This window comes from Cerasicoccus frondis (assembly GCA_031296915.1).
In the GTDB taxonomy this organism is placed as follows: domain Bacteria; phylum Verrucomicrobiota; class Verrucomicrobiia; order Opitutales; family Cerasicoccaceae; genus Cerasicoccus; species Cerasicoccus frondis.
The window spans coordinates 44814-70910 of record JAVDPC010000019.1 but is presented as its reverse complement, the minus strand read 5'-3'; the positions used below and the strand labels follow the sequence as shown (position 1 = coordinate 70910).

Annotated in this window: 23 protein-coding genes; 11 read left to right on the top strand and 12 right to left on the bottom strand. The window is 54.5% G+C overall.

What is annotated here, in order from left to right:
- Positions 1-2 precede the first annotated feature (2 nt).
- Entirely contained in the window at positions 3-1130 is a 1128-nt protein-coding gene (locus RBB63_RS15110; protein WP_309385804.1) for a hypothetical protein, read from the bottom strand.
- Positions 1115-1519, bottom strand: coding sequence for a hypothetical protein (locus RBB63_RS15105; RefSeq protein ID WP_309385803.1), 405 nt, complete (start codon positions 1517-1519; stop codon positions 1115-1117). The genes RBB63_RS15110 and RBB63_RS15105 overlap by 16 nt, the downstream gene beginning before the upstream one ends.
- 854 nt (positions 1520-2373) lie before the next feature.
- Between RBB63_RS15105 and RBB63_RS15100 the strand changes: the two genes are divergently transcribed.
- The 3 genes from RBB63_RS15100 (at position 2374) to RBB63_RS15090 (ending at position 8565) form a co-directional block, all read left to right on the top strand.
- Complete coding sequence (locus tag RBB63_RS15100; protein WP_309385802.1) at positions 2374-5889, top strand: transglutaminase family protein; 3516 nt, start codon at positions 2374-2376, stop codon at positions 5887-5889.
- Between the two features lie 206 nt (positions 5890-6095).
- The gene (locus RBB63_RS15095; protein WP_309385801.1) at positions 6096-7187 is read left to right on the top strand and encodes a hypothetical protein; all 1092 of its coding nucleotides are present in this window, start codon (positions 6096-6098) and stop codon (positions 7185-7187) included.
- 217 nt (positions 7188-7404) lie between these two features.
- A complete protein-coding gene (locus tag RBB63_RS15090; protein ID WP_309385800.1) occupies positions 7405-8565 on the top strand; it encodes a hypothetical protein in 1161 nt (386 codons plus the stop codon).
- Between the two features lie 44 nt (positions 8566-8609).
- Here the strand turns inward: RBB63_RS15090 and RBB63_RS15085 are convergent, their stop codons facing one another.
- Positions 8610-9488: a polysaccharide pyruvyl transferase family protein gene (locus tag RBB63_RS15085; protein ID WP_309385799.1), complete on the bottom strand. Its 879-nt coding sequence runs from the start codon at positions 9486-9488 to the stop codon at positions 8610-8612.
- Positions 9485-10486: a glycosyltransferase family 2 protein gene (locus tag RBB63_RS15080; protein WP_309385798.1), complete on the bottom strand. Its 1002-nt coding sequence runs from the start codon at positions 10484-10486 to the stop codon at positions 9485-9487. The genes RBB63_RS15085 and RBB63_RS15080 overlap by 4 nt, the downstream gene beginning before the upstream one ends.
- A gap of 355 nt (positions 10487-10841) precedes the next feature.
- Here RBB63_RS15080 and RBB63_RS15075 point away from each other — a divergent pair, with 355 nt between their 5' ends.
- Entirely contained in the window at positions 10842-11231 is a 390-nt protein-coding gene (locus RBB63_RS15075) for a hypothetical protein (protein WP_309385797.1), read from the top strand.
- A 180-nt stretch (positions 11232-11411) separates the two neighbouring features.
- On the opposite strand, the gene RBB63_RS15070 is transcribed toward RBB63_RS15075, so the two are convergent.
- Entirely contained in the window at positions 11412-13043 is a 1632-nt protein-coding gene (locus tag RBB63_RS15070) for a peptide ABC transporter substrate-binding protein (RefSeq protein WP_309385796.1), read from the bottom strand.
- 61 nt (positions 13044-13104) lie between these two features.
- Positions 13105-14619, bottom strand: coding sequence for a sensor histidine kinase (locus tag RBB63_RS15065; protein WP_309385795.1), 1515 nt, complete (start codon positions 14617-14619; stop codon positions 13105-13107).
- A 185-nt stretch (positions 14620-14804) separates the two neighbouring features.
- Between RBB63_RS15065 and RBB63_RS15060 the strand changes: the two genes are divergently transcribed.
- The 6 genes from RBB63_RS15060 to RBB63_RS15035 all read left to right on the top strand — a co-directional run bounded on the left by RBB63_RS15060 (position 14805) and on the right by RBB63_RS15035 (position 18322).
- A complete protein-coding gene (locus RBB63_RS15060) occupies positions 14805-15398 on the top strand; it encodes a flavoprotein (RefSeq protein ID WP_309385794.1) in 594 nt (197 codons plus the stop codon).
- A complete protein-coding gene (gene dtd, locus RBB63_RS15055; protein WP_309385793.1) occupies positions 15398-15853 on the top strand; it encodes a D-aminoacyl-tRNA deacylase in 456 nt (151 codons plus the stop codon). The genes RBB63_RS15060 and dtd overlap by 1 nt, the downstream gene beginning before the upstream one ends.
- A gap of 46 nt (positions 15854-15899) precedes the next feature.
- Complete coding sequence (locus tag RBB63_RS15050) at positions 15900-16814, top strand: cation diffusion facilitator family transporter (RefSeq protein WP_309385792.1); 915 nt, start codon at positions 15900-15902, stop codon at positions 16812-16814.
- A 193-nt stretch (positions 16815-17007) separates the two neighbouring features.
- A complete protein-coding gene (locus RBB63_RS15045; protein WP_309385791.1) occupies positions 17008-17223 on the top strand; it encodes a DNA-directed RNA polymerase subunit omega in 216 nt (71 codons plus the stop codon).
- 75 nt (positions 17224-17298) lie between these two features.
- On the top strand, positions 17299-17772 hold the full coding sequence (smpB, locus tag RBB63_RS15040; RefSeq protein ID WP_309385790.1) for an SsrA-binding protein SmpB: 474 nt from the start codon (positions 17299-17301) through the stop codon (positions 17770-17772).
- An 85-nt stretch (positions 17773-17857) separates the two neighbouring features.
- Positions 17858-18322 carry a tRNA (cytidine(34)-2'-O)-methyltransferase gene (locus RBB63_RS15035; RefSeq protein WP_309385789.1) on the top strand — a complete coding sequence of 155 codons (465 nt, stop codon included), beginning with the start codon at positions 17858-17860 and terminating at the stop codon, positions 18320-18322.
- A gap of 200 nt (positions 18323-18522) precedes the next feature.
- Here the strand turns inward: RBB63_RS15035 and RBB63_RS15030 are convergent, their stop codons facing one another.
- A complete protein-coding gene (locus RBB63_RS15030) occupies positions 18523-20148 on the bottom strand; it encodes an FAD-dependent monooxygenase (RefSeq protein WP_309385788.1) in 1626 nt (541 codons plus the stop codon).
- A 129-nt stretch (positions 20149-20277) separates the two neighbouring features.
- On the bottom strand, positions 20278-21507 hold the full coding sequence (locus tag RBB63_RS15025) for an NAD(P)/FAD-dependent oxidoreductase (RefSeq protein WP_309385787.1): 1230 nt from the start codon (positions 21505-21507) through the stop codon (positions 20278-20280).
- Positions 21508-21652: 145 nt separating this feature from the next.
- Here RBB63_RS15025 and RBB63_RS15020 point away from each other — a divergent pair, with 145 nt between their 5' ends.
- Positions 21653-22657 carry an NAD(P)H-dependent glycerol-3-phosphate dehydrogenase gene (locus tag RBB63_RS15020; protein WP_309385786.1) on the top strand — a complete coding sequence of 335 codons (1005 nt, stop codon included), beginning with the start codon at positions 21653-21655 and terminating at the stop codon, positions 22655-22657.
- 517 nt (positions 22658-23174) lie between these two features.
- Here the strand turns inward: RBB63_RS15020 and RBB63_RS15015 are convergent.
- From RBB63_RS15015 to RBB63_RS15000, 4 genes are read right to left on the bottom strand one after another with little or no spacing between them, the layout of a single operon-like run.
- Positions 23175-23507, bottom strand: a complete 333-nt coding sequence (locus RBB63_RS15015) for a hypothetical protein (RefSeq protein ID WP_309385785.1) — start codon at positions 23505-23507, stop codon at positions 23175-23177.
- Between the two features lie 29 nt (positions 23508-23536).
- On the bottom strand, positions 23537-23893 hold the full coding sequence (locus tag RBB63_RS15010) for a hypothetical protein (protein WP_309385784.1): 357 nt from the start codon (positions 23891-23893) through the stop codon (positions 23537-23539).
- A 46-nt stretch (positions 23894-23939) separates the two neighbouring features.
- Complete coding sequence (locus tag RBB63_RS15005; protein WP_309385783.1) at positions 23940-24458, bottom strand: hypothetical protein; 519 nt, start codon at positions 24456-24458, stop codon at positions 23940-23942.
- 15 nt (positions 24459-24473) lie between these two features.
- Positions 24474-25013: a coiled-coil domain-containing protein gene (locus tag RBB63_RS15000; protein WP_309385782.1), complete on the bottom strand. Its 540-nt coding sequence runs from the start codon at positions 25011-25013 to the stop codon at positions 24474-24476.
- Between the last annotated feature and the right edge of the window lie 1084 nt (positions 25014-26097).

The following is a 26097-nucleotide window of genomic DNA, read 5'->3' as shown; positions in this document are numbered from 1 at the left end:
GCCTAAAATTGTTGGTGAGCTAATTCAAGTAATGGCTTTAGCTCTGGTTCTAATCTATTCAGGCATTCGATTGCATCTTTAAGCATCAGGCATGATGGGTGGGTAAGGTCATCAAGCGTTTTTGAAAAATATTCATTGAAGGCCTCTCGCTCTATTGGGCTTACATCGATTACTTCGAATACGACGAACAGATTATTATAAACAATAACTAAAAACTGATTTCTTTGTGTTTCGTCTGGTAAAAATGCTTGGAGAGCCTTTTTCAAGGTAGCCATGAACGCCAACATTCTGGTTTTGGCGGGTGGATGCCTACGATCCAACTGATCCATTCCCTGCTCACTTTTTTCCAGAATAGAGAATACTATGGCGCCTGCCATCGTCACAAAGAATATCCAATCGATGCGTCCGTCATTACCATCCGCAAAGAGTGGACTGTCTGGAAAGAACTGTTTAATGATCTCGTTCTTTGAAACGATCAGCAGGTATTCAAAAGCAAATGCGTCTGCCTGAAGTTCAAAGGCATAAGCGGTAGCTTGGTCGATTTGCCTTTTACTGGTTTCATTTGATTCCAACTCATACCACTCAAATCCGGATTTTGCCACCTTGGCTGCAAAGTGCAGGTGTCCACAAAGAGCATGCCCTTGCTCATGTAGACTGACAATGGCTGTAGTTAGGTCGAAAAGTACGTCACCAAGATGCTCACGTGGTTGAGACAGATTGTACGTGGGCAGAGGCAGGGCTGAACACATATCCTCCCGGTTTTCTGGCGAGCGATAGTCGCAGAATCGCTGGCGAACAATTTCGATGTCTTCAATCTTTCCGAAGCGTCCCATCTCCTTGCCATATGCTTCACAGAAATCTGAATGCGCACTGATCGTCATGGCTGCATCGCATAAGCCAAGGCACGCTCCCCAGTTCAAGATGTAATAAAGTGGCCCCGAGCCATCCCATTCAATGCTGGCATTGAATTTCAGATTTGATGAGGCAATAAATTGAAAGGGCTTATTGTTACCTAGCTCCCTTGATGACAGAAGCATTGCTTGCCTCGCACGCGAAATAAAGCTCTCCATAAACTCTTTGGAGAGTTCTGCTAATTCGTGTTCCTTGGCAGGGTCTAGTTTTGCTGGCACAAAGAATTTAGGCCAAGTTTTAGTATCAGGGCGGCTACGGAAAGAGGAGAAACTCCGACGCATCGGTTGGCGATTAGATCAGCGATTCCAGCAACAATCAACACGCGATCCCATCCGCCATTTTCATCGGCGGCCAATTTCGCCAAGTAAGTGCCACAGACTTTCTCTCTGAGCTCGGTTTTGTGCCTTTGAAACCAAGTTCGGCCTTTTTCTTCATCATCTTGGTCTGCCATTCCAAAGCCAAACTGAGGCGCCGTAGCGCCAATGTCTGAGAATAATTGTGAAATGTCTAGCTCCAGGACGCCTTGAACTTCGTTCGAAATTTCCATGTTCGAAATGGATATTTTTGATGGATTATGCGGGCAAGTAATTTTTGATTTTTTATCCAAATGAAGCCTCTGAGCAGGGCGCTTTGCGATTTTTCCGCCATCATTACGTATTCCACCGTGGAAACGTCGTGCTTGCTCTGAAATCCACTGGTGTTTTGGAGGCGCGACTCCCCGGTGTCTTCTGACAGAATGCCCCAGTGTTTTGTGTCACAACCCTTAGGTGTTTTGCGTCAGGAAACACTGGTTAGTTGCGTCGGAAAACACTGGTTGGTTGCGTCGGAAAACACTGGGGCATTCTGTCGAAAAACACCAGTGGGTTTTGTCAGTTTGCCCATGGGCATTTCGTCAGAAAACACTAGTGGTTTTTGGGGATGGGGGATTTTAAGGCGTTTTTCTGCGCTGAGGGCTGATTTTGCTTAAAATTTTCGCTGACTGATGGGACTCATCCTCCAGCATACCGCTCTGCAACCAAGTCCAACCCAGCCTAAAAGAGGGGCTTTTCCTGAACAATCTCTGATTGTCAGTTTGCTGGTTGGTAACGATGCTTCGCTACAAGTCACTAATGTTGAACACATAACAGCTTTAGTTCATCGAGAATTCTAATCATAAGCAGTCTAATTTGGAGCTATGCAGAAAAATAGTGATGAAGTCCGCCTATGTATGAAATTTTTTCATACCACTAATATTCAGGGGTTTGTGCAAATTTTGATATTGACGAACAGGCGTTGTGAAATTCACGTTACGCGGTTTTTTTGAGTGGCTTGTTTGGAGCTAACGCATACGAACAATCGACTTTGACTCTCACTTCTTTTCTAGTCACCAGAATCCTGAAATCCCACTTGCACGCTACCCGATGTTGTGTTCATCAGATCGAACACGACTTGGGCTGATAACTGCTTTTCTAAGACAGCGATATGGCTATCGACGTCAAATTATTCCACCGGACCTCTTACCGTTACGATCAGCTAGTGACGATGGGGCCGCAGGTTGTGCGCCTACGTCCGGCGCCTCACTGCCGCTCACAAATCGTTGCTTATTCGATGCGAATCGAGCCCGAGGGCCAATGGGTCAACTGGCAACAGGACCCCTTCAGCAACTACCTGGCCCGCGTCGCCTTTCCCGAGAAGACCGACCTGTTCGAGGTGATCGTCGACTTGACGGTTCGCATGGAGGCGTTCAACCCGTTCGACTTCTTCCTCGACACCAATGCCGAGCATTACCCGATCGAGTACAGCGACGCCACCGAGCACGACCTCAAGCCATACCTGAAAACAGAGAAGCCTGGCCCGCTCCTGCAAAAGTGGGTCGACTCCGTTGACCGTAGCAAAAAGCAGACGATCGACTTCCTGGTCGAACTGAACCAACGCATCAACAGCGAGCTGAAATACACGCTGCGCATGGACCCGGGCGTCCAAGAGCCCGAGGAAACCCTCGAGCTCGGCATCGGTTCCTGCCGCGACTTTACGTGGTTGTTCGTCAACATCTTGCGCCACCTGGGCATTGCCGCGCGCTTTACATCTGGTTACTCTATTCAGCTGCGTGCGGACGAAAAGGCCATCGACGGTCCATCTGGCGTGGAAGAGGATATCTGCGACCTGCACGCCTGGACCGAAGTTTACTTGCCAGGCGCTGGTTGGGTTGGCCTCGACTCGACTTCCGGCCTGTTCTGCGGCGAAGGCCACATCCCGCTGGCAGCGACTCCGGACCCGCGCACCGCAGCGCCGATCACCGGCGGTTTCTCCGTTGACGAGGGCCAGAAGGTCAAGGACGACTTCGAGCACGAAATGTGGATTCAGCGCGTGCACGAAACACCGCGCGTGACCTATCCCTACAACGACGAGCAATGGAAAGACATCGTCGAGCTGGGCGCCGAGATCGACAAGGACATGGACGCCAAGGACATCCGCCTGACTATGGGCGGTGAGCCGACCTTCGTGTCCATCGACGACTTTGAGAGCGAAGAGTGGACCATTTCCGCCGTTGGCCTCGACAAGCGCAACAAGTCCGAAGACCTGCTCAAGCGCCTCTTCGCGAAGTATGGTAAGGGCGGCTTCCTGCACTACGGTCAGGGCAAGTGGTATCCAAGCGAATCTTTGCCGCGCTGGTCTTACTCCTGCATTTGGCGCAAGGACGGCCAAACGATTTGGAAGGACCCCGCGCTTTTGGCGGACCTCCGCAAGGACTACGGCTTCACCGAGGTCGAGTCGCGCACGTTCATGAATCTCCTTTGTGAGAAGCTGAACCTCGACCCGAACATGGCCATGGACGGCTATGAAGACGCCTGGTATTACATGTGGCGTGAGCGCCGCCTGCCGACCAACGTCAACCCGCTGCAAAACAAAATCGAAGACGTGGAAGAGCGCACGCGCTTGGCCAAGGTCTTCGAGCAAGGGCTGAAGAAGGTCATCGGCTGCGCGTTGCCGATCGAGCGTGGCTGGGTCAATGGCCGCTACGCGTGGTTGACCGGTCCGTGGTTCCTGCGTCCGGAAACGTTGTTCCTCTTCCCGGGTGACTCGCCCATGGGCCTGCGCCTGCCGCTGGACTCCATGCCTTGGCAAGCGCCGACAGACTACCGCTTCATGGGTGAAGCGCCGATGCCGGAAGACGCGCCGCCGCTGCCGGACTACGATGCGCTGGCCAGCCAATACCGCCGCGACGGCGCCTCCGCAGGCGACCTGGGCAGTGGTCCCCATTCCCGCGCTGGTGGTCTGCAAAACGTGCCCCAGAGCGACCGTTTTGACCCTTGGGAAGACTACATGCGCCGCTTTGGTCCGGGGAAATCTTTTGGCGCGACCCCCGGCACCTGGCAAATCCCAGTCCACATGCGCCCGCGTCCCGAGACGATGCAGCGCCCGGACACCACGCCGCTGGACAACACCACCGCGCCGTGGATCATCCGCACCGCACTGTGCGTCGAAGCACGCGAGGGTAACCTGTTCGTCTTCATGCCGCCGACGCCGTCGATCGAAGACTACATCGACCTGTTGACCGCGATCGAAACGACCGCCGGCGAGCTCAACATGCCAGTCGTGATCGAAGGCTACCTGCCGCCGCTTGACCGCCGTTTGGAAAGCATCAAGATCACCCCGGACCCCGGCGTGGTCGAAGTCAACGTCCAGCCTTCGAGCGACTGGGCGCACCTCGTCGAAAAGACGGAGTTCCTTTACGAAGCGGCGAAGCATTGCCGCCTCGGCGCGAACAAGTTCGACCAGGACGGCACGCACACCGGCACCGGCGGGGGCAACCACATTGTCTGCGGTGGCGACTTGCCGAAGGATTCACCCATCCTGCGCAACCCGAAGCTCTTGTCCTCGCTGATCGCCTACTGGCACCAGCACCCGTCGCTCAGCTACGTGTTCAGCGGTAAGTTTATTGGGCCGACTTCGCAGGCGCCGCGTATCGATGAAGCGCGCAATGACTCGCTTTACGAAATGGAGATCGCGATGCGCGAACTCGACGCGCAGATGCAAAACGGCAAGCAATGCCCGCCATGGCTCGTCGACCGCATCTTCCGCAACTTGCTCACCGACTTGACCGGCAACACCCACCGCGCCGAGTTCTGCATCGACAAACTTTACTCGCCGGACAGCTACACGGGCCGCCTGGGTCTGCTGGAAATGCGTGGCTACGAAATGCCGCCGCACGCTCGCATGTCGCTCACGCAGCACCTGCTGCTTCGCGCGCTGATCAACCGCTTCTGGGATAACCCTTACGAGCCGGAGCGCCTTGTCCGTTGGGGCACGCAGTTGCACGACCGCTGGATGCTGCCGCACTGGAATTTCCGCGACTTCAGCGAAGTGCTGGAAGACCTCAAGGAGTGGGGCATGCCGTTCAACATCGACTGGTTTGCGCCGCATTTGGAGTTCCGCTTCCCGAAGTTTGGCGAAGTGAGCTACAACGGCATGCGCATGGAAATTCGCCAGGCGCTCGAGCCATGGCTGACCCTCGGCGAAGAAGCCACAGGGCAGGGCACCGCGCGCTACGTGGACTCCTCCGTGGAGCGCGTGCAGGTGAAGATCGAAAACTTCATCCCCGAGCGCTACGCCCTGTATTGCAACGGCTACAAGGTGCCGCTAACTCCGGGCGGCGTGGAAGGCGAATACGTCGCTGGCGTGCGTTTCCGCGCGTGGCAGCCGCCTTCGGCCCTGCACCCGACGATCACCATCGACTCGCCACTCACGTTTGACCTCGTAGACATCTGGAACAACACCAGCATCGGCGGTTGCCGTCACCACATCACCCACCCGGGTGGCCGTGGCTACGACGACTTCCCGGTCAACGCCCTGGCGGCGGAAAGCCGTCGCCTGAGCCGCTTTGAGAAGATCGGCCACACGCCGGGCGCTCAAACCATGTCGCGCCGCGAAAAGCACTCCATCGATTTCCCGATGACGCTCGACCTGCGCCAACCCCAAACCCTCAATAACCTCTAATTGAATTTTAACCGTGGAGGACGCGGAGAACGCAGAGTATTCTTTTTTTATTTACTCGATGAGCCAGCAAGGCTCTGCGCTCTCCGCGTTCTCTGCGGTTGATAAGACAAATCCCAAGACTCTTTTTAGGCTGATCCTCAACAAACCATCATTGTACTGACTACCGGGTTAATCGCAGTCTCAGCCTATCAGAAACCCAAACGAAAATGATCACAAGCAGCAGAAAATCCCAAGAAAGTGGCTTCCAGTTCGGCGGCCACAGCAGTGTTGTCATCAACGGTGACAGCGCTTCCATCTATGTTGGCCGTCTGGACAACTACGGCGAAGCCAGCACCCCGCGTTTGCAGGTATGGGCCCTCTACGGCGCCCCGACCGGTGACGAAATCGACGGTGTGCTTTTGGCCGAGGCCGAGACGCAGACCCTCTACGGTGGCTACTATCTCGAATTCATTTCCCTCGACGCAGCCCTCGCGGACAGCGTACGTGGCCTTTACACCATCGCGCTTGTCGTGACGCGCGCTGGCGAGTCCGGCTCCTACGACGATATCGTGGTGATGCCTGACCTGGTGGACTTCTACCATCCGCAGCTCGTCCAGCCTGCCGCCGCTAAGCTCAGCAGCGATGGCTTCTCAGCTTCCGTAGCCGGCGTCAGCAACCCCCGCGTATCTGGCACGACCAGCGGCTCCCTCGTCGTTGAGCTTTGGGCTCTCGCCAACCCAGGCGGCTTCACTGGCAGCGATTTCCACCTCGGTGGCGTCGAGTACATCTCCGCTCAAGGCGGCGAAGTTTCTTCCAGCATTGAGTTCAATGGCTACCCGAACTACCCGACGGGCAAGTTCTTCCCCGCAGTGGTGCTGCGTGAGTGGACTCCGGCTGGCTACCTCGTGCGTGACCGTATCGTTGGCGAAACCGCCATCGAACTGCCTCCGGTGGGCGGCGCTGTAGCTGATGCCTTCAATGCTCCGGTTGCTCAGGTGACTGCCAAGGTTTCCGTTAAGGAACCAACTCTGGCCAAGGCCGCGCTGAAGGATGGCCCGACGCAGGAGAAGAAGGTCGCCGTAGCTAAGAAGGTTGCCGCTCCGGTCGTGAACAAGGAAGCCGCCAAGCCTGCCGCCAAGGCCGAACCTGCGAAGGTTGAAGTCAAGAAGGCTGAGCCGAAGAAAGAAGAAGCCAAGGCTGCTCCGAAGAAGGTTGAAGCCAAAAAGGAAGAGCCGAAGCAAGCTGCCGTAAAAAAGGTTGCCGCTAAGAAGGCTGCCAAGAAGGCCGCATCTAAGGTTTCCAAGAAAAAGAAGAAGTAACTTTAACTTGATACTTTTCACGCGAAAGCCGCCGGATGATCCCGGCGGCTTTTTTGCGGGTGGAACAAGCTTACAATGACGTAATCAACTACTTTGATTTGAACGCACGACCTGACCCTTTGATGAAAAGCGCCCGCACAATGGACTGCTGAATATTTTATTGGAGGAGGTTAGGGTGTTCTTGACTGAAAAATGGGGAGCGTTCATGATTATACCCATGCGTGCTACTGTTTGTTTGATAGGAATTGTTGGTTTGGTTTCCGTTGTTGTTCACGGGCAGAGTTATACGTCGCCCTATGCCATTACGCTCGATGCGGATATAGGCAGTTGGACGGCGGATATTTCAGGGCGGATCGACTTGGTCAATGCGCATTCGACGCCGGGGACAGACGATTGGTATGATTACAATAGCGCCAACTGGGTAGGCAGCAGCAAGGAGTGGGGGGTGTCGGTTCCGCAGCTTTACAGCACTGACACGCCTGCGCACACGCTCAACTTACCTACACGGCAGGTGATTAACGGTGGCGTGATTCCCAGTGCTCCATTGGGCGTGGATGCCGTTACTTATCAACAGCAGCGGGTGATCAGTGTGGCGAGCAGTCTCATTGGCACGCCCTACCAGCACCACCACAACCCGACTTGGAACCCCTACGCGCATGGCTATTCCTCAGTGCAAGGCGCGCCGAATTATTGGGACTGGAATCCGGTAAGCGATACGACTCCATTAAATGTATCTGGCGGGGGGACGATGCCCAATCCTTGGCTCGATGAATACGGAAAAGGCACGGCTGGCATTGATTGCAGTAATTTCGCGTCCTACATTTACAACGTGGCGCTCGGCATTCAGATGGTTTCGGCCGTCGGTGCTCTGGGGGATGAGGAAGTTGGCGCGCTCACGAACAACCCGATTATCGCACCAGATGGAGAATACATCGAACCTGGCTTCATCAATGGCCCGAATTACGTGAGCGGTGATACCAATGCGGCGGGGTCGCTGCAGGGGTTGATCGGCATGTTCCGCCCTGGCGACCTGCTCTTCATGTTCTCCCATAATGAGCAAGACGAGGTGTATATTTCCCATGTCGTTATGTGGCTGGGGATTTATGGCACGCTGGAAGATGGCTCCGCTTCGGACATTCCCTTAGTCATCAGTAGTCATGACAATCTACCGGCCATTTTGGATGCGAACGGAGAGCTAGCGCCGCCGGGCGTGGAGATCTTGCCTTTCCAGGAGGATACTTGGTTCTACACGAACTTCAGTCACGCAATGCGGGTCATCGATCCGACCTCCGTGCCGGAGCCAGAGCATTACGCAATGCTGGTTGGATTCGCGGGGCTCGCGTTGGTTATTTGGCGTCGCCGCAATCGCCAAGGATAACGTCGGGTAGTCGCTGGCTTAGGCAAATGATTGCTTCGGCTGCATCACACGAATTCGCAGTTTTGGAGCCAGGGCTCCATGCTCGCCCGATAGATGTTTTCCAGTTTGTGAGCCGGGGTGTCGTAGACGAAGATTGGTTTGCCGAGCATCGCCCCCAGAATAAAAACATGCAGACGGTTGGTATGGATTTCGGCTGCGTTTTGGATCAGTGACAAGAAGTCCTGATAAGAAGCGTTGGACGCGTCTCGATAGACGACTGGTTGGGAACGGTTCGCCGTTAGTTGGCGGAATTTCTCCACATTGCCTTTGCGTGTTAATTTCTGCGACAGCCAGCGGCTTGCCCGATAGGGGATGACCGGCAGAATTTTAGACGTCAGTTGATGGCAGTACAGATCGCCCTCCCGGTCTTGCCGAAACGCCCCGAGAATGTGAGTCTTCGTGCTATTGCGGCGCAGCTCATCCAGCCAAATGTCGTCTGATAAATAAAAGGCTGGATCGTGGGCCAAGCCGATTTGGATGTCCGAGCGTGAAGTGTAGCGCTTTAGTTGACGAAGGCTGACGTGGTCCCGGGCAAAGGCTGCCTTGACCACAGGATTGTTCAAGGGCTGGCTCAGTGAATAAAAGGAGGCTGGAAAGCCGCTGGGGCCAATCGCATATTGAACGTTTGGGCCAGCCGCTTCGACTGTATGGGTGAGCGCCTTGACGTCCGAACGCCAGACCGAAATATTCCCGCCCGGATAGACGTGAATGTCTGCCTTTTCTGGCGAATCGACTTCCTGGCATCCGACCTTCTGCAGGAGCTTTTGCGTGCCAAGCGTAATCAATTTATCTCCCTGATTTCCAGGATAGCCGACAATGAAAATTCTGGCTCCCGCCTGCTGCGAGAACCAGTTGAAGTATGCATCCTGCGTCCAATCAATCATCGAAATATGCGGACAGTTTGTTGATCAAATTGCTTCAGGGCAGGCAAAAAACAGAGCCAGTACCACAGCAGGTTAAAGGGTAAGAAGAGCGCTGGACGCATTAGGTGAAAGGCCCAACGCAGCGAACCAAGTGATGGTTTGGCGCAGAATTGTTTAGTCGCTTTGACGCCGACCTTGATCGAGCGCAGTGGTTGATGTATTCGGTGGTAATAGGCGCGAATCAGCTTGATTGCATGGGCGTCGGAAATGTGTTGAGACAGCTTCTTGTCCCAGATATCACGGAACCGGCCATAGCCCATGTCTCGTGTTTTGGTGACGTTATCATTGTGCGTGCGCTTGATGTAGAGTCGCTCGCTGAGGTGATGGACTTCTCCATGCGCCGAAAGCTGGCAATAAAGATCGGTGTCTTCATGGCCATGCACGCCATGCTGATTCAGGCGTTCCTCGAAGCCAGTCGTCTGGTCAAAGGCTTTGCGGCGAATCAGGGCGAAGGGGCCTTGGCCCGTGGCGCAGTAGAAGGCGATGAATGGCGTGACAGACCGCGTTTCGCGCAAATTGTGAGGCATCGGCCATGCCGGGATAAAACGAGATCGAACCCCAGGCCGTAAATCGCCATCCGATGAAAACTGTTCCCAAAAGCAAGTCATTGCCGCGCAGGCTTGAGGATGATCGTCCAGGTATTGGACGGTTTGGGTCAGGAAGTCAGTTTGCAGGAGATCGTCTGCGTCGAAAAAAACCAAGTATTCCGCGTTTGGTGAAGCATGCTGGACACCGTAATTTATCGCAGAGGCCCGACCGCCGTTGTCCTTGGAAATGACTTTCAAGGAGTCGTGGCGTTGCGCCAGTCGCTCTGCAATTTGTCGGGATTGGTCTTTGCTGCCATCGTCAACCACCAAGCATTCGAACGAGTCGTAATCCTGGCTGAATACGCTCTCGATGGCAGCCTCCAGATACTTCTCAGCATTGTAGCAGGGGATGATGACACTCACACGTGGCATTGATCCGAAATGCAAGCTCGCCCACCTCGTACTTGCAACCGTAAAGCGTCTGACTGATTCAATAACGCTTCATGAATATTGCACCTAAAAGTTAAACATAAGCAGTGCTTGCCTAATAATAATTAGAGGTTACAATATGAATATAGTCTTAATGGGTTGTGGATAGCCAATGTTATTGGCACTTCATAATAATGGTCTGTGTGGGATTCTAAAGGGCTTGTTGTGATAGCAATTGATTTGCTAAAATGCCATATCGAAGCACTAAAGTCAAATTTTCAAATCCCGTATTTCGGATGGGTTTGATGGTTTGTTTTTCAAACTCCACTGCTAGAGCATAGGGCAAATTGCTCAATCGATGGAGTTTTATCAACACCGCAAGATATATCAGTCAGATGGTATCGTAGAGTCCATAGCCTATGAACTGGATGCAGATTACCGTTTTTTGAGCTTTTGCTCAGAGAGCTCGACGCACGTTGACCGATTTAAGTTAATTGAAACCTTAGATGACTGGATAGGGCTTATAGTCTCTACGGATATTGACGGTTATATGGCGAACCTGAATCATGCGGAAAAATTAATTCACTTGATATCTGCATATCGAATTAATTTAAACTCTGTAGAGCCGACATGGGTTCTGGATTATTCGCAAATAAGCAAAGGTGAGGAAGCAATCACCAGAGGCGTGATCTGGCTGGCCAAGGGGATTGACGATGTTGCCCACCTGATGAAGCGCTACATTATCTAGAGCACTTTTTATCGAACTTGGCCCCACCTGATTCGGCCAAGTTCGATGAAAAATGCTCTAATGTAGCCCGTTGGTGTGTTTTCCAATTGAAGTTGCCGATGCAACGAGGGAGGCATGAAGCCTTTGCAGGCGCCTTGCGTGGCGTTGGCGAATTTTGCGTATGCCACACTGGCTGTGACCTCACTTATCGGGGTCCAGGTAAATGCCTTGCCAGGGGTGTTGATCGAGGATGTTTGGATACCAGCCCTGAACTGCGGGATTGACCAAGTAAGCGCTGACATAGAAATAAATCGGCGCGACGGGCATCTCCTCAAGGAGAATTGCCTCGGCTTGTTGAAAGGTTGCCAAGCGCTTTTCGGCGTCTCCTTCGGCGGCGGCTTGGCGGATGAGCGCATCGTAGGCTTCGTTTTTAAACTTGGCGTTGTTGTTGCCGTTCCAACTGGACAGTAGATCCAGAAAAGTGCTCGGGTCGTTGTAATCGCCGATCCAGCCAGCGCGGAGTACGTCGAAATTACCCTCGCGGCGATTGATCAGGTATACCTTCCAGTCTTGGTTCACCAGACGCACTTTAACGCCGAGTGTTTCCTGCCAGAAATACTGAATGGCCTCGGCAATGGCTTTGTGGCTTTCAGAGGTGTTGTAAAGGAGTTCGAGCTCGCGCATGCCTTCGCCATTGGGATAGCCAGCCTCCGCAAGTAAGCGTTTGGCTTCAGCGATGTTGCTTTCGAGATCGAGGCTGAACTGCGTCTGCGAGGTGTAGCCGCCCGTGTCGGGCGGGGTAAAATGACTGGCCGGAATCTGCCCGGCCTGAGTGATGTTTTGGGTGATGCCTGCGCGATCGATCGCCAGAGACAGCGCGCGGCGAACGCGGGCGTCGTTGAGTGGCGGCTTTTCGGTGTTGAACGCGTAGTAATACGTGCCGAGGTAGGGGGAGATGCGGAGCGCCTCGTCGTCAGCCTCTTCGTAGGGTGCGATTTTGTGCGTGGGAATGGCGTAGGATATATGGATTTGCTCGGAGCGGAAGGCCCGTTCTTCGGCGTTGAGGTTGGCAAAGGGGAGGAAATGCACGCCGTTGAGCTGAATGTGTTCGCGGTCCCAGTAGAGCGGATTCTTTTTTACCTCAATGCGGTCGTGAACGCGCCATTTTTCCAGGGTGAAGGGGCCGTTGCCGACGTAGTTGCCCGGGCGTGTCCAGCGTGATTCTCGCTGGTCGATGTCGCCATGCTTCAGGATGGTTGGCGGGTGCACGGGAAACCACGTGTAGTGCGTCAAGAGCGACAGGAAGTAGGGCGTCGAGTCATTCAGGGTGATTTGCAGCGTGCGGTCATCGAGCGCTTTGACGCCGACTTGGGAAAAGTCTGTGAGCTCGCCGGTATTGAAAGCCTCGGCGTTGACCATCGGGTAGAGCAGGCCAGCGTATTCAGCCGCGAGTTTGGGCGAGAGAATGCGCTCGTAGGCAAAGACGAAATCGCTTGCTCGAACGGGGTCGCCGTTGGACCACTTGGCGTCGTCGCGCAGGTGAAAGGTGTAAATGCGCCCATCGTCGCTGATGTCCCACGACTCGGCTACGCCGGGTTGTGGCTTGAGTGTTTTGGGGTGGGGGTGGACAAGGCCTTCGAGCAGCGCGGTGAGGATATTGTGCTCGGTGACGCCCGTGACGAGATGTGGATCGAGCGCGGCGGGCTCACTGCCGTTGGCGCGCAGGAGAATTTGCTCGCGGTTGGCGCGATCCACTGGCGTTTCACGGTCGCCACAGCCGAGTAGAAGCAGGCAAAATAGGCAGGTTAGGGCGCAGACGAAGCGGGCTGACATGCAGGCAAAGCTTCCATGCCTGGACGTCTTTGTCAGGTCTTTTTCCTGAGGGGCGATTAAATCACCAGACAGAGCTAACCGGAGCGTCGCTGGGCAGGGATTTTTTATCGCTGGCCATTTGCGAATAAAGCGGGCGGCTGTTCACGATCGGTATTTCGATCACGAATGTTGCGCCAAAACCTTCCTCGCTCTCGCAGAAAACGCGTCCGCCATGGGCTTCCACGATATGCTTTACGATGGACAGGCCGAGGCCGGACGAGCTTTCCCCGCCAGTGGGTTTGGCGCTGAGTTTTTGAAACTTCTGGAAAAGCTTGAGCTGGTCTTCATCACTGAGTCCGGGGCCGTCATCGGTGACTGAAAAACGCAGCATGGTTTGCGCGAGGTCGCAGCCCAGGGCAACATCCACACGGGAATTCGGCGGGGAGTACTTGACGGCGTTGCTGACGAGATTGTCCAACGCCTCCATGATGCGATCGCGGTCGCCCATGATGTAGTAGGCGCGCTCGCACACGTAGTGGATCGTGATGTTCTTTTTCTTGGACGCAAAACGGTTGAACTCGACCACTTCGTTGGCGGCCTCGGTGGCGTTAAATGGCTTGTCGGCAACCTGGATGCCGATGCGTTCGATGGTGTCGGCCTTGAGCACCTCCTCGATGATGCCCAGCATGTTGTTGGCGTATTTGGGAATCTTTTGGAATAACTCGCGCGTGGTGGACGAAATGTAGCGATTGGGGACGGTTTCCAGGCTGACTTGCATCAGGTCGGACACGCCAATGATGGCCGCGAGCGGGTTCTTCAAGTCGTGTGCGGCGATGGATAATAACTCCTGCTTAGCCATCAGCGCTTGCTCGGCGTTTTCCTTGGCTTGGCGCATTTCCTCTTCGGCGTACATTCGCTCGTCGACTTGCTGTTGGCTTTGGCCGCGCTGGTTTGCCGAAAGAGCGCCTAGCAGCACCGAACCAAAGCCGCCGACCAGCAGTGCGATCAGTGCCGTGTTCCGTAGTTGGAGAATTTGTTTTTCAACGGCGCTGATGCGGAAGTCCACGCCGACATAGCCTTCCAACTTGCCGTCGTCGGTCATCAGCGGCGCCACGGCGGAAATGAAGCTGCCGTAGGAGTCTTCATATAAGTCGGGGTAGACGTAGGGCTTCCCGGCTTCCAGCGTTTGTCGCGCCTTGGCGTCATTTGGATTTTGGTCTGGAAAAAGCTCCATGAGGGTGGAGGCCTTGGTGTCGGGCCGTTGGGCAATGGCTTTATCCTGCGCGGTGTCGAGGACGAAAAACGTTTGGTCGTCCTTATAGATCATGGTGTAGAGGTAATGCACCTCCGGGATCTTCCGGTGAATGGCGACCAGTGGTTTGAGTAATTTCTGGTGAAGCTCGCCGCCTTGTTGCTGCGGGTCACGGAGCAGAGCGTGTTCCTCGACATTGACGACGGTGGACGCGAGCAAGGCCAAGTCCTCCACGCGATCCCGAACGCGGGTGTCATACGTTTGCTCGGCCAGAAAATAAAACAACGCAATGCAGGTTGCCACCACAGCAAACGCCAACGACCCGGCAACCACGCCGAGCATCATTGGTGACAAACGATGTAATCTATTCAGTAAATGTAAGGACACTCTTAGTTCGGTGAATCACTGTAGAAAGCGAATGATGTGCCACAAATGAGACTGAAGTCGCTTTTATAATGCGTTAATTAATTTTGCCAATTGAGACAGTCAGGTTACGCTGCCGGTACGCTTGGTTGTGGCAAATTTTAGACGTGAGTTCCGAATTTTTGCGCGTAACCTTAGGCATCATGTCCTATTCCGGCAAAACGATCATACTGGGCGTCACTGGCTCCATTGCAGCCTATAAGGCGGCGGATATTACCTCGCGCCTTACGCAAGGAGGAGCACAGGTATTTCCGGTGATGACCGCAAATGCGGCGAAAATTATTGGCCCCATCGCCCTGCAGACGCTTTCGCGCAATCCGGTGAGCGTTGATCTATGGGACGAGGGGCAGGGCTGGCAACCTGGGCACATTGAGCTGGCCGATAAGGCGGATTTGTTGCTCGTGGCGCCGGCGACGGCAAACATCCTCGCTTGCTTTGCGCATGGCTTGGCGCCGGATTTACTTTCCAGTATCTACCTAGCCACGCCTGCCCCGGTGATGATCGCGCCCGCGATGAATGGTAAGATGCTGGCGCACCCAGCGACGCAGGCCAACATTGCAACGCTCCGCGAGCGCGGATGCCGTTTCATCGAGCCTCAGGCCAACGGCATGCTGGCCTGTGGTTATGAGGGCGCCGGAAAATTGGCGCCTGTGGATGACATCATTGCCCGCGTGGAATCTTTCTTCGCTGAACCAGCCTGATGCGCGCCGTCGTTCAACGGGTCACCCGCGCGGTTTGCCGTGTGGATGGAGAAACCACGGGCGAGATCGACGCCGGGCTGCTCGTTTTCCTGGGCGTGGGGCAGGGGGATGACGCGGAAGACGCCGCCTGGCTGGCGCGCAAGGTCGCCGCGCTGCGTGTGTTTGAGGACGAAGAGGGGCGCATGAATAAATCCCTGATTGATCGCGGGGGCGGCGCGTTGGTCATCAGCCAGTTCACACTCTTTGGCAACGTGAAGAAAGGCGCGCGCCCGTCTTTTAATAAATCAGCTCCGCCAGACTTGGCGACTGAGCTCTTTGAGCAATTCAAGCAATTGCTATCGGTGGAGCTGGGCGAGTCGGTGGCCAGCGGCGTCTTTGCGGCAGATATGAAAATCGAAGCGCACAATGATGGTCCTGTCACGCTGATCATTGACACCCGCCAGCGTGACTTTTAACTAGACCGCGCACGCTGAGATTCCTTCCCCCCCTGATTCGTAACGCATGCGCGACGAAGTCTCTTATTCATCCAATAATTCGACCTTGCTCACCACGGCGATCGTGGTGCTGGGGCTAAATGTGGTCTTGATGCTGATCAAGCTCGGCGTCGGCTACGTAGGCAACTCCTATGCGTTGATCGCCGATGGCGTGGAGTCCGCGAGCGATGTATTTGTCTCGGTGGTCACCTGGGGCGGCTTTTTGCTGTCACTCAAGCCTGCGGACGAAAATCATCCGTTCGGGCATGGGAAAATCGAATCGCTGGTGGGCATCATCTCCGGGTTGGCTTTGCTCGCGGCGGCTATCGGCATCGCGATCTTTTCGATTCAGGAAATCCGCCACCCACACGCCGTGCCCGAGTGGTATACCTTGCCGGTCCTGCTCGTGGTTGTGGCGACCAAGGAGCTGCTTTTCCGCAAAGTCATTGGGCTGACTCAAGACACCGTTGACAGCCGCGCGCTGGAGGGCGACGCCTGGCACCACCGCAGTGACGCGCTCACCTCGGCGGCGGCGGCGATCGGCATTGCCATCGCGCTGATTGGCGGCCCGGATTGGGCGGCGGCGGACGACTGGGCCGCGCTCATTGCTTGCGCCATCATTTTCACCAACGCAATCCGCATCGTCCGCATGTCGCTGCACGACGCGCTGGATGGCAAGGTGGCGACGAGCCTGGTCAAGGCGCTTCGCGAGGAGGCCAGCCGTCACCCGCAGGTTTGCCTCATTGAAAAATGTCGGGTTCGCAAGAGCGGTTCAGGCTACTTTGTGGAGATCCACGTGCAGGTCGATGGCGCGATGAGCATATTTGAAGGACACGCTCTGGGCCACGAAGTGAAAGACCATTTGGTTGAGCAGTTTCCCGCGTTATTGGATGTGACGGTCCACCTAGAGCCATACATTGTGGAGAAGCCCTCTGCGGAGTAGAACATGGAAATTCCTTAACGCTAGTGACCGTTATCCTGAACGGGCATTGCGTTGCCTCTTCCTGATGAGCGGAATACTCGAAACTCACGGCTCGTCACTCCGAACTAACTCACGTTTTTTTTGCTTGTCATCGAGGGGGCAGACGTCAATTTTTGGCGGTTTTCCCAAATTTATATTCAACCTAAGCAGTTACATGCGCGACGAATACTTAATCGAAGCCCAGAAAAAAATCGAAGATCCCAACATCCTGATCAACTTGGTGAGCCGCCGGGTCAAGCAGTTGAAGTATGGGATGAAGCCCTTGGTTGAGTCTCTCGAAAAGCTCGAGCCCGAAGACATCGCGCTACGCGAAATTATCGAGGGTAAGATCGACTACGAACTTTACCACGGTAGCGAATCGGCTCTTTAATTGAGAAGCCAACAACACTTTCCAGCGGATTGGCTCGATAACGGCCAATCCGTTTTTTATTCCTGATACATTCCCATGGCCAAGAACAAGAAAAACGACCACTTCAAGGAGGTGCGCAATTCCAAGGCGTTCCACAACTACTTCGTGGGCGATAAGTTCGAGGCGGGCGTCAAGCTCACTGGCCCGGAAGTGAAGTCGATTCGTGCGGGCAAGGGGCAAATCACCGAGGCTTTCGTGCGCATCGACAGCGACATGGTGCCCAAGCTCTACCATGCCTACATCGACGAATTTCAGTTCGACAGCAGTGGTAAGCACAACCCCACGCGCCCACGCACGCTCCTTCTCAAGCGGAAGGAAATTGAGCGTCTGAAGAAGGAAATGGAAGCAGGCGGCCAGGCGCTGATTCCGACTCGACTCTATTTTAAGCAGGCGTTGATCAAAGTGGAGATCGCCCTTTGCAAAGGCAAAAAGCTCCACGACAAGCGCGATTCCCTCAAGGCCAAGCAGCAACTGCGCGAAGCCGACCGCTACGTCTCAGCGCGTCGATAGAATGCAAAAGTATAAGTTCAAAATGTAAAAACGTTAATCGGCTGCTCGGTTTTGATATTTATCTTTTTGAATTTCCGATTTCCCCATGCTCCACGTCGTCCTGCACCAACCTGAGATTCCGCAAAATACGGGTAATATTGGCCGGATGTGCGCAATTACGGAATGCCGGCTGCACCTGATTCATCCGCTGGGCTTTATCATCACCGACAAGCAGCTCAAACGCAGTGGCATGGACTATTGGAAGGAGCTGGATGTCCAGCATCATGCGGATTGGGCTGCATTCCGGAAAACCGTTCGACCGCCGCGCGCCTGGCTGCTCACGACGAAGGCTGAACGCACGATATGGGACGCGGATTTTGCCGATGGGGACGCGCTGGTCTTTGGCAACGAAGGGCATGGCGCGCCAGATTCTTTGCATGATGAGTTGGACGCCACGCGGATTACGATTCCTCAATTCGCGTCGAACCTGCGGTCGCTTAATTTATCCACCGCGGCGGGCATCGCGGTTTACGAAGCGTTGCGCCAGGTTCGGCATGCGGTGGGAAAATAGCATTGGGGTGTGCTCGACGACATTTCAGAATTGACGAAATCGGCGCGTTGACTGCTCATAACTACTCATGATCAAGCGACTCCTTCTTCTGGCTTTGACAGCCCTTGCGTTATTGGCTGCTGGTTCCGGTTGCTCCTCGACCGATACGGACGAGCACGGCGTTGTCCGTGACAGCGGCGGTTGGTTCTAGGCGGGAATACCTACTTTATTTCCAGCCGGTCGAAGTACGCTTTTAGCGCATCGATGCTGATGGGCATGCTGCGGAAGGCGATGTAGCCATCTGGCCGGATCAAATACAAGGCTTGGCTGACCGCCACTCCATAGTTCTTATGCGCGGTGGAGCGCGCATCCAGGTAAACGCTGCGTTCACAGAGCGATTTGGGCGGTTTGCGGCCTGAGACAAACGCGGTTTGCACCCAGTCTCCCAGGCGGACTGTGGCCAGTTCAGATGCTTGGAGTAGTCGCTGAAGTTGGTCTTCCTTGGCGTCTGAGCTGGTGAAGAGCAGTAGCGTGAAATGCGTGCCGTGAAAAAGATCAAACAGGCGCAGAGGTTTGCCGCTAACGCTGTGCGTGACGATTGCATCTGGCGCGCGGTCGCCGGGCATTGGTCCGTGGGCAAAGGGGGAGCGTGAGCTCGAACCGGCGGCGCCCAGATACTCATCCACCCACTGCGTGTCGCGATAGTTGACGCTGACTTCCTCAATGGAATCGACCATCTTGTGTTGAACGACTCCAAGGCTGGCGACCACGGGGAGCAGACGGTTGCGAATCGCCGCGCCCAACGGGTTCTGCAAGGTGGCGACCTTTGTCATGCGGTCCGTTAGCTCCACTACGCTGTGCCCCACGGGCAGGCGCTCGGGCGAATAACTATCGAGCAAATCGCACTTATCCTGAAGCTTGAGCGCGAGCTTCCAAGCGAGGTTATAGGCGTCCTGCATGCCAGTGTTCATGCCTTGGCCGCCAGCGGGGCTGTGGATGTGGGCGGCGTCCCCCGCCAGAAATGTCCGTCCTTTGCGGTATTTTTCCACAATGCGGTGGTGGATGCGGAAGTTTGAGAACCACACGCCGTCGCTGACGTGGGATTGACGCTTGGTGCGGACATCCAAGAGCTTCTGCAGGTAGGCTTCATCGAGCTCCGGCTCTTTGGCGCTGGTGACGGTGGCCACGACGCGGTAGCGCTTGTTGCGCATAGGAAACAGGATCACGAAACCTTCGCCATGAAAAAACATGTGCATTTCGTCCGGCGAAAGCCCCCAGTCTATACGCACGTCGGCCAGTGCGAAGTGTTCCGTATAGGCGTCGCCGTCGAAGCGTAGATCCAGCTTGTGACGCACGGTGCTGTGCGCGCCGTCGCACCCGATCACGTAGTCGTAGGCGGCTCGCTCGACTACCCCGCCTTTTTTGCGGAGTTCGACGTTTACGTGGTCGCCCTCATCCTGGAGATCAATCAGCTCCACGTAGCGGTTCACTTCGACGCCGCGCTCTTTCAGCCAGTCGATGAAGAGGCCTTCGGTTTCGCTTTGCGGCAGGTCGAGCGTGAAGTTAAACTGGCTGTCCACCTCGCTCAGGTTGACGTGGGTCAGCTCCTTGCCTTCAGCGTAGAAATTAATGCGGTGAACCTTGAGCCCGCGTTCGACGAATTGCTCAACCAGCCCCATATCTTCCAGCATTTCCAGCGAACGCGCATGGATGCCCAGGGCTTTGGATGTCTTGGAAGCTTCAGGGCGTTTTTCAATGATGCGGAATGGCACGCCGTAGCGCGTCAGGTTGCAGGCCAGGCACAGACCGACTGGTCCAGCGCCAACAATGAGGACTTTAGGTGACATCAGGTTCTGGTAAATAGTTGAACAGCAGGGCGGAGATAATTCCGCGTGCATCTTTATAACTTCTCCAACCGAACGCAACGGGTATCGTCCGGAAAAATTAATTAACTGTGCTGGCGCGGTTGGCTGAGGCTACCGCTGAAAGCGATATGGATGCGGGTCGATGTGCGGCGTCTCACCGGTGATCAATTCAGCGACCAGTTTTCCGGTGGCGGGGGCCATGCTGAGGCCCAGCATATTATGACCTGCGGCAATGGTGATATTAGGGCGGCGAGGCGCCCGGGCAATGATCGGCAGGCCGTCTGAGGTCATGGGGCGCCAGCCATACCATGTCTCGGTGATCTCCGGACCCTCGGGCTCGCGGAGGTATTGCGTTGCGCTGCGGCGGATGGCTTGGATGCGCGTTTCGTTCAGCCGCTCGTCAAAGCCGGCAAACTCCATGGTGCCGCCCAGTCGGTATCCGCTGTCGAATGGCGTCGCCACCATTTTGACCTCTTGGAAGAGGCAGGGGATTTTCACCGGATTGGTCGGTCGGGTCATCGTGATGCTATAGCCTTTGCCGGGCTGAATGGGGATATGCGCGCCCAGTGCGCGACTCAGGCGGGATGACCAAGCGCCTGTCGCCAGCACAATGTGGTCGCCCCGCAGTTCGCCGTTGGCGCTGTAAAGGGTGGGGCCGTCGATGGCGCCGATCTGAAAGTCTTCGACAATTTTCACTCCCAGGCCACGCACGACGCGTAACCATTCGCTGACCAGGCGATCTGGCCGCAAATGCCCGTCCATCTCATAGTGCCAGGCGCCGTAGACGTCGTCCAAGAGGGCGGGCTCGCGTGCGTGGAGTTCCTTGCCAGTTAACGGGGTCGCCCCCAGGTTTTGCTCGGCCAGGATGGCGTTGGTCTTTTCGTAGGCGTGCATGCCCGCGCTTTCCTTGAAGACGAAAAGCACGCCTTGGTCATGCCATTCGCAGTCCATCGCATGTTCGGCGAAGAGCTCGTCATAGAGTTGACGTGAGCTGTCGAGGATGGCCTTGCGGCCTCGCATGGCTTGGAGCATGTCACGCTCATTGCAGCGCAGGGCAAATTTGAGCAGCCACAGAAATTTGGGCAGATCAAGATCCGGCTTGATGTAAAAGGGGGAATCGCTGTGGAGCATCCATTTCAAGCCTTTGGCGACCATGCCGGGCTGCGTCAGGGGCAGGGCGTGGCTGGGGGTCACGAGCCCGCAGTTGGCGTGGGAAGCGCCCTGGCCGATTTTTCCGCGATCCACCAGGCACACGCTGCGTCCGGCTTTGCGCAGGTAATACGCGCAGGCGAGTCCGATAATTCCGCCGCCGACGATGACGATGTCACTGTGTGATCTCATGGCTCGAAGCGTTTAAAACGCTACAGTAAAGCCAGAATACAGCGCATTCTAGACCAAATTACCATGAGCACAGGATTATATGAAAACTTATTGCGGCTAACAATTTTTGCGCGACTCCGGTAAGTTGGCGTGTTTAGCTCGCGCCATGAATTTTGCAATACTTGGCGCTGGCGCCTGGGGCACAGCGATGGCCATCAGCCTGCACCGCGCTGGACAAAGCGTTACCCTCGTTCCCCGCCGCATGGAGCAAGCCCTGCAACTCGCTTCCGAGCGTGAAAACACTGACTACCTGCCCGGCTACAAACTGCCCCACAGCATTCAGATCGGTCACGAAATCAGCCCCGTGCTAATGGAGGCGGACTATGTCATCCTGGCGTGCCCGTCGACTGGCTTACGCGAGCTTTGCGAAAAAATCCGTCCGGCGCTTTCAGGCGCGGAGCAGCTTAAAATGGCGATTGCGCTGTGCAAAGGCTATGAGCGCTCAACGCTCCGCGCTCCAGCGGAAATTGTCCAGGAGTTGCTGCCGGAGCTGTCCGCCGCAGTGCTGTCCGGCCCAACTTTTGCCGGAGAGGTCGCTGCGGGCAAGCCGACCGCAATCGTGCTGGCGGCGGAGGGGGATAAGTCCCAACTGACGGAAGCGCAGCATGCAATCAGCAGCGAAAGCCTTCGCGTCTACCGTAGCAGTGATCTTCGTGGTGTGGAGCTTGGCGGCTGCTTGAAAAATGTTTACGCCATCGGGGCAGGGCTTTGCGACGGGCTCCAACTGGGCGACAACGCGAAAGCTGCGTTCCTCACCCGTGCTTTGGCCGAGATGGTGCGCATTGGCGCGGCGATCGGCGCCAAGCCGGAGACCATGTATGGGCTCAGTGGCTTTGGTGATCTTGTGGCCACTTGCAATGGTGAGTGGAGCCGCAACCGAACCTTTGGCGAATCGCTGGCGCAAGGGCAGGGCATTGATGAACTCATGACGGGGCGCAAAACCGTGGTCGAGGGCTACTGGGCCGCGCAATGCGTAAAGGAAATCGTCACGCAGGCCGGAGTCGAAGCGCCGATTCTGGGCGAGATACACCGCGTCTGCTACGAAAACGGCAACCCAGTCGAAACCGTGCGCAACCTGATGGGCCGCGACCTCAAGGCTGAGTCGGTTTGATTGATTCTACGGCGTTCCGCTCCTTGGATGAAATATGAAAAAATATTCGCGTATCGGCCTAATTGCTTCAATTACATGGTTCTATGGGTATGTGATTTTTCATCTTATCATAGCAAACTCACAAACGCACATTTACGGAATTCCTCATAGTCATAGGACGATACTGCTCGATAAAATGTTTTGGATCAGTGCATTGGGAATGGTTGTATTCACCATTTCGCTGTGGAAAAGTGATCCCAAATTGCGAGTTACAGGCCTATTTTTTATTTCTGTCGCATTCTTGCTTGGACTCTTGATGCCGAGGGTATGCTAATTGGGGGGAAGAGCGGCCAGGGCGGAGTCGGTGGCCTCGTGAAGTGCGCACAGTCGCGACATTCACCTGGTTAAAGAGTCTAGCTCTTCACTTAAAACGTTTCGTATCGATCCTCAATATCCTGGGTTTTATTCGTATAAATTGTTTTAAAAGTGGCGCGACCTTGGGTAGTGATGGTCGCGCCACTTGAGTCAGGCTCGCAGTTTAGGCAAATAAATTGGCGTATTGCTCAAATTGCCGGATGGCTAAGCCTAGGTTAGGGCAGGTTTCGTCGCAGATCTGAAGCCAGGAGGATTGGTCAATCTGGCCGATGATCCTTACGCATTGATCGCTTTGGTAGATCACCAGTTCTGGCTTCTCGGACCCATTGGTAATTTTCGAGATGCGGTTGACTACATGAACCGTCGGTTTGACGACGTTGTTCTTGGCAGCCTGAGCAGGATGTGCGAAGAGTGGTTGCCCGTTACCTTTGACAACTATAATGGTGAGGCCTTGTGAAGCCTTCGCCATTTGGACAAATGCATCAGGTATTTCCATGGATCATGGCCACTCGTTACGGCCCAGGTTTAAAGGCTGATTCCCTTTTCAAATGTAGCGAGGGAGATACGAGCCATGCCGAGGTTGGCTTGGCTGCGAAGCAAGGCAATGTAGAGGAAAACGGCTTCGTTGGATTTCAAGGGGCGGATCAGGTGGTATTGGGTTCCCAGGGTGATGAGGATGTCTTCGATCTTATCGTCGAGCCCCAGGCTTTGCATCGTCTTGCGCTTGGCTTTGACAACCTCGGTGTTGCCTGCTGCGGCTACATCCAGGTTGATCTGTCCACCGCCGACCATGCCGAGGACCATGCCGCTGTCGGAGTCGACGAGGCAAGCGCCGATGAAGCCGTTGATTGAGGTCAGTTCGTCGAGTTCTACTTGTTTCATAGTATTCGTATTTTGTGGTTCTGTGTCTGCTTTGTGCAGGTGAAGTTTAGAAAGGAGGGAGCGAATTGGGTTTAGGATAGTTTCTCCTGATTTTCTGCGGCTTGCTTCTTGGCTTTGGGTATTGCCGGGGTTGCTTTGCTTGCGGAGAAGCGAGGGTTTCGGTTGCTTGGGCATCGTTGGCGTTTGGCTCCTGGTGTTCGCTGCGTGATTGAAGGAGGCACGATAGAAAATCGATTAGAAGGAGCGAGTGGGTCCGCGCTAACGCGGTGGTGATTGCTTTGGAGTCGGCTATGATGACTGCGGACAGGGAATCGCGGTGGGAGAAGAGAATGATTTCATTGCGATTCTGGGTTACCATCGTGGTGGTGATGCCAGTGCTCTTATCCAATCGCTGTGAAGCGAGCTCGCGAATCGCGCTTTTTTGCCCTTCATTGTAAGATTTAGTGGAGTACCAATAGAGTGTTTGGTCGGTGTTGGCGTCGTAGCCCAGGATCAGCTTGATTGCCTTCTCGTTCTCGAGCTCGGAGATTTCCTTTTTGAGCTTGGATAGTTGGGTGTTGGGCATTGTCCGCAAGGTCGGTTAGGAGCTGGAAACCACTTTAAACGCCTGGCGGGAAGCGAGCTCTTCTCTCAGTTGATCCAGCTCGGCTTGTGTGCGCTCTTGCTCATCCATTCGGGCAATGAGCGCTTCTTCGGACTCGCTGAGGAAGCGCGCCCGTTCATCAATGATATCCATGGCCTCTCTGAGCGGCTTGTTCAGCGTCATGATGTGACGCTCCAGCAGGGAAACCCGATCAGCTAGCGCCCTGATGAGCTCTTGGGCCTGCGCCATTTGCGCGTTGACGTCAGCTAGCTCTGAGTTGTGCGCCGGGGTAGGCGTCGGTTCGACAGTTTTTGCCGCTGGCTCCGGCTCATTGGTCAGGTAGAGCCAGTTTTCGTGCTCCTGACCAGCTTCGCTGACGTGCAGGACGGCAATGTTACGGGTTTCATTGTGAACGAGGTAGACGTCGACCTGATTGGTGTTGAGCACTTCAGGGTGTATTTCCCGGTCGCAGCAGAGCCACCACGCATCTTCCCAGCCATTGTCTTGGATCATTTTCTTGAGATGACTCGTTCTCATTATTTAAAAAGCGTAGGTGATTTTTCGATTTAAGCGCTATGGTCTGCGCATGTCCGGGAAGTTATGAATTAAGCCTTAAGGTCTAGGTGGTAGGTTCGATATTTTAGACTCAATTTTGGTTATGGATAACTAACTACATCGCTTTTATTTTATTTCTGATTGATGCGCTAATTATTGAAGCCACAATTTTTGACTGCTTTTTGGTAGTGACTGATGGAATGCTTTGGGTAGGGGGTGTTTGGTAGAGGAAATAGTGTGTTGATGGGATTATAAATGGCATTCGTATGACTATTATCAGAATATCCTCGGTCCTTTCCGTCAACTGGTATCGAGGTTGTTTGCAAATGTTTAGGTCAGTTTTAGGCTTTCTTATTTTGAATAAGGCATTGGTTAAATTTGATTATGCATTATATGTGTGAGATGAAATTAAGGAGAGATTTGGTTCTTTTGTTAGTGGGTTGTGGGTTTTTGGATGTTCTATATGAATAAGCTCTAAGCTGTATGTTTAAGACAGTGTAGGCTGTATTGTTTCGATGCGTAGGATGTGACGCTGGGGCGGTTTTGAAGTCCATCGTTTAATCAATCTGTGCTTGTTGCTTATACTGTATTAATGATATACAGTGTTGAATGTGCTATCGTGGTGATGGCCACTGGGGCGAATTTCTGGCCATTATGGCCGTGAAATTCAGGACTGACTCCGGGTTTGAGGCTGGTATGTGTATTGTTACCAAGAAATATTTAGTGCTGAACCCACAATGATGGAGGCTAAAGTCATTGCTTGGGCCTCATGGCGGTGTGGCGATAGGGCCAGTTGGCGATTGGCGTTTTTTCATTCTGAGCTTCTTGTAAGTGGCTAGAATTTGATCCTCGCGACAAAATGAAAATAGTGGCCGAGTGTTTAAATGTTAAATTGTTCACTGAAATTGCTTGCATCGTTATGCGTTTACTCTATATTGAAAAGCGATCATTGGGAAAGACTCCCAACGCAAATCAACGCCATCCTATCATGAAATATTCAGCAAATTTCAGCCGCGCAGTTGTGCCGGCGCCCGAGACGTAAGCGTACGCATCGTCCTCAGTCTAG

What these genes read in the sequence shown, in the direction of transcription:
- RBB63_RS15050 (WP_309385792.1), top strand. Translation starts at nt 15,900, where the DNA reads ATGCGCGACGAAGTCTCTTATTCATCCAATAATTCGACCTTGCTCACC.
- RBB63_RS15075 (WP_309385797.1), top strand. Translation starts at nt 10,842, where the DNA reads ATGGAGTTTTATCAACACCGCAAGATATATCAGTCAGATGGTATCGTA.
- RBB63_RS15065 (WP_309385795.1), bottom strand. Translation starts at nt 14,619, where the DNA reads ATGATGCTCGGCGTGGTTGCCGGGTCGTTGGCGTTTGCTGTGGTGGCA.
- RBB63_RS15000 (WP_309385782.1), bottom strand. Translation starts at nt 25,013, where the DNA reads ATGAGAACGAGTCATCTCAAGAAAATGATCCAAGACAATGGCTGGGAA.
- RBB63_RS15015 (WP_309385785.1), bottom strand. Translation starts at nt 23,507, where the DNA reads ATGGAAATACCTGATGCATTTGTCCAAATGGCGAAGGCTTCACAAGGC.
- RBB63_RS15035 (WP_309385789.1), top strand. Translation starts at nt 17,858, where the DNA reads ATGCTCCACGTCGTCCTGCACCAACCTGAGATTCCGCAAAATACGGGT.
- RBB63_RS15045 (WP_309385791.1), top strand. Translation starts at nt 17,008, where the DNA reads ATGCGCGACGAATACTTAATCGAAGCCCAGAAAAAAATCGAAGATCCC.
- RBB63_RS15010 (WP_309385784.1), bottom strand. Translation starts at nt 23,893, where the DNA reads ATGAAACAAGTAGAACTCGACGAACTGACCTCAATCAACGGCTTCATC.
- RBB63_RS15020 (WP_309385786.1), top strand. Translation starts at nt 21,653, where the DNA reads ATGAATTTTGCAATACTTGGCGCTGGCGCCTGGGGCACAGCGATGGCC.
- RBB63_RS15080 (WP_309385798.1), bottom strand. Translation starts at nt 10,486, where the DNA reads ATGCCACGTGTGAGTGTCATCATCCCCTGCTACAATGCTGAGAAGTAT.
- RBB63_RS15095 (WP_309385801.1), top strand. Translation starts at nt 6,096, where the DNA reads ATGATCACAAGCAGCAGAAAATCCCAAGAAAGTGGCTTCCAGTTCGGC.
- RBB63_RS15030 (WP_309385788.1), bottom strand. Translation starts at nt 20,148, where the DNA reads ATGTCACCTAAAGTCCTCATTGTTGGCGCTGGACCAGTCGGTCTGTGC.
- RBB63_RS15100 (WP_309385802.1), top strand. Translation starts at nt 2,374, where the DNA reads ATGGCTATCGACGTCAAATTATTCCACCGGACCTCTTACCGTTACGAT.
- RBB63_RS15090 (WP_309385800.1), top strand. Translation starts at nt 7,405, where the DNA reads ATGCGTGCTACTGTTTGTTTGATAGGAATTGTTGGTTTGGTTTCCGTT.
- smpB (WP_309385790.1), top strand. Translation starts at nt 17,299, where the DNA reads ATGGCCAAGAACAAGAAAAACGACCACTTCAAGGAGGTGCGCAATTCC.
- RBB63_RS15025 (WP_309385787.1), bottom strand. Translation starts at nt 21,507, where the DNA reads ATGAGATCACACAGTGACATCGTCATCGTCGGCGGCGGAATTATCGGA.
- dtd (WP_309385793.1), top strand. Translation starts at nt 15,398, where the DNA reads ATGCGCGCCGTCGTTCAACGGGTCACCCGCGCGGTTTGCCGTGTGGAT.
- RBB63_RS15085 (WP_309385799.1), bottom strand. Translation starts at nt 9,488, where the DNA reads ATGATTGATTGGACGCAGGATGCATACTTCAACTGGTTCTCGCAGCAG.
- RBB63_RS15070 (WP_309385796.1), bottom strand. Translation starts at nt 13,043, where the DNA reads ATGTCAGCCCGCTTCGTCTGCGCCCTAACCTGCCTATTTTGCCTGCTT.
- RBB63_RS15005 (WP_309385783.1), bottom strand. Translation starts at nt 24,458, where the DNA reads ATGCCCAACACCCAACTATCCAAGCTCAAAAAGGAAATCTCCGAGCTC.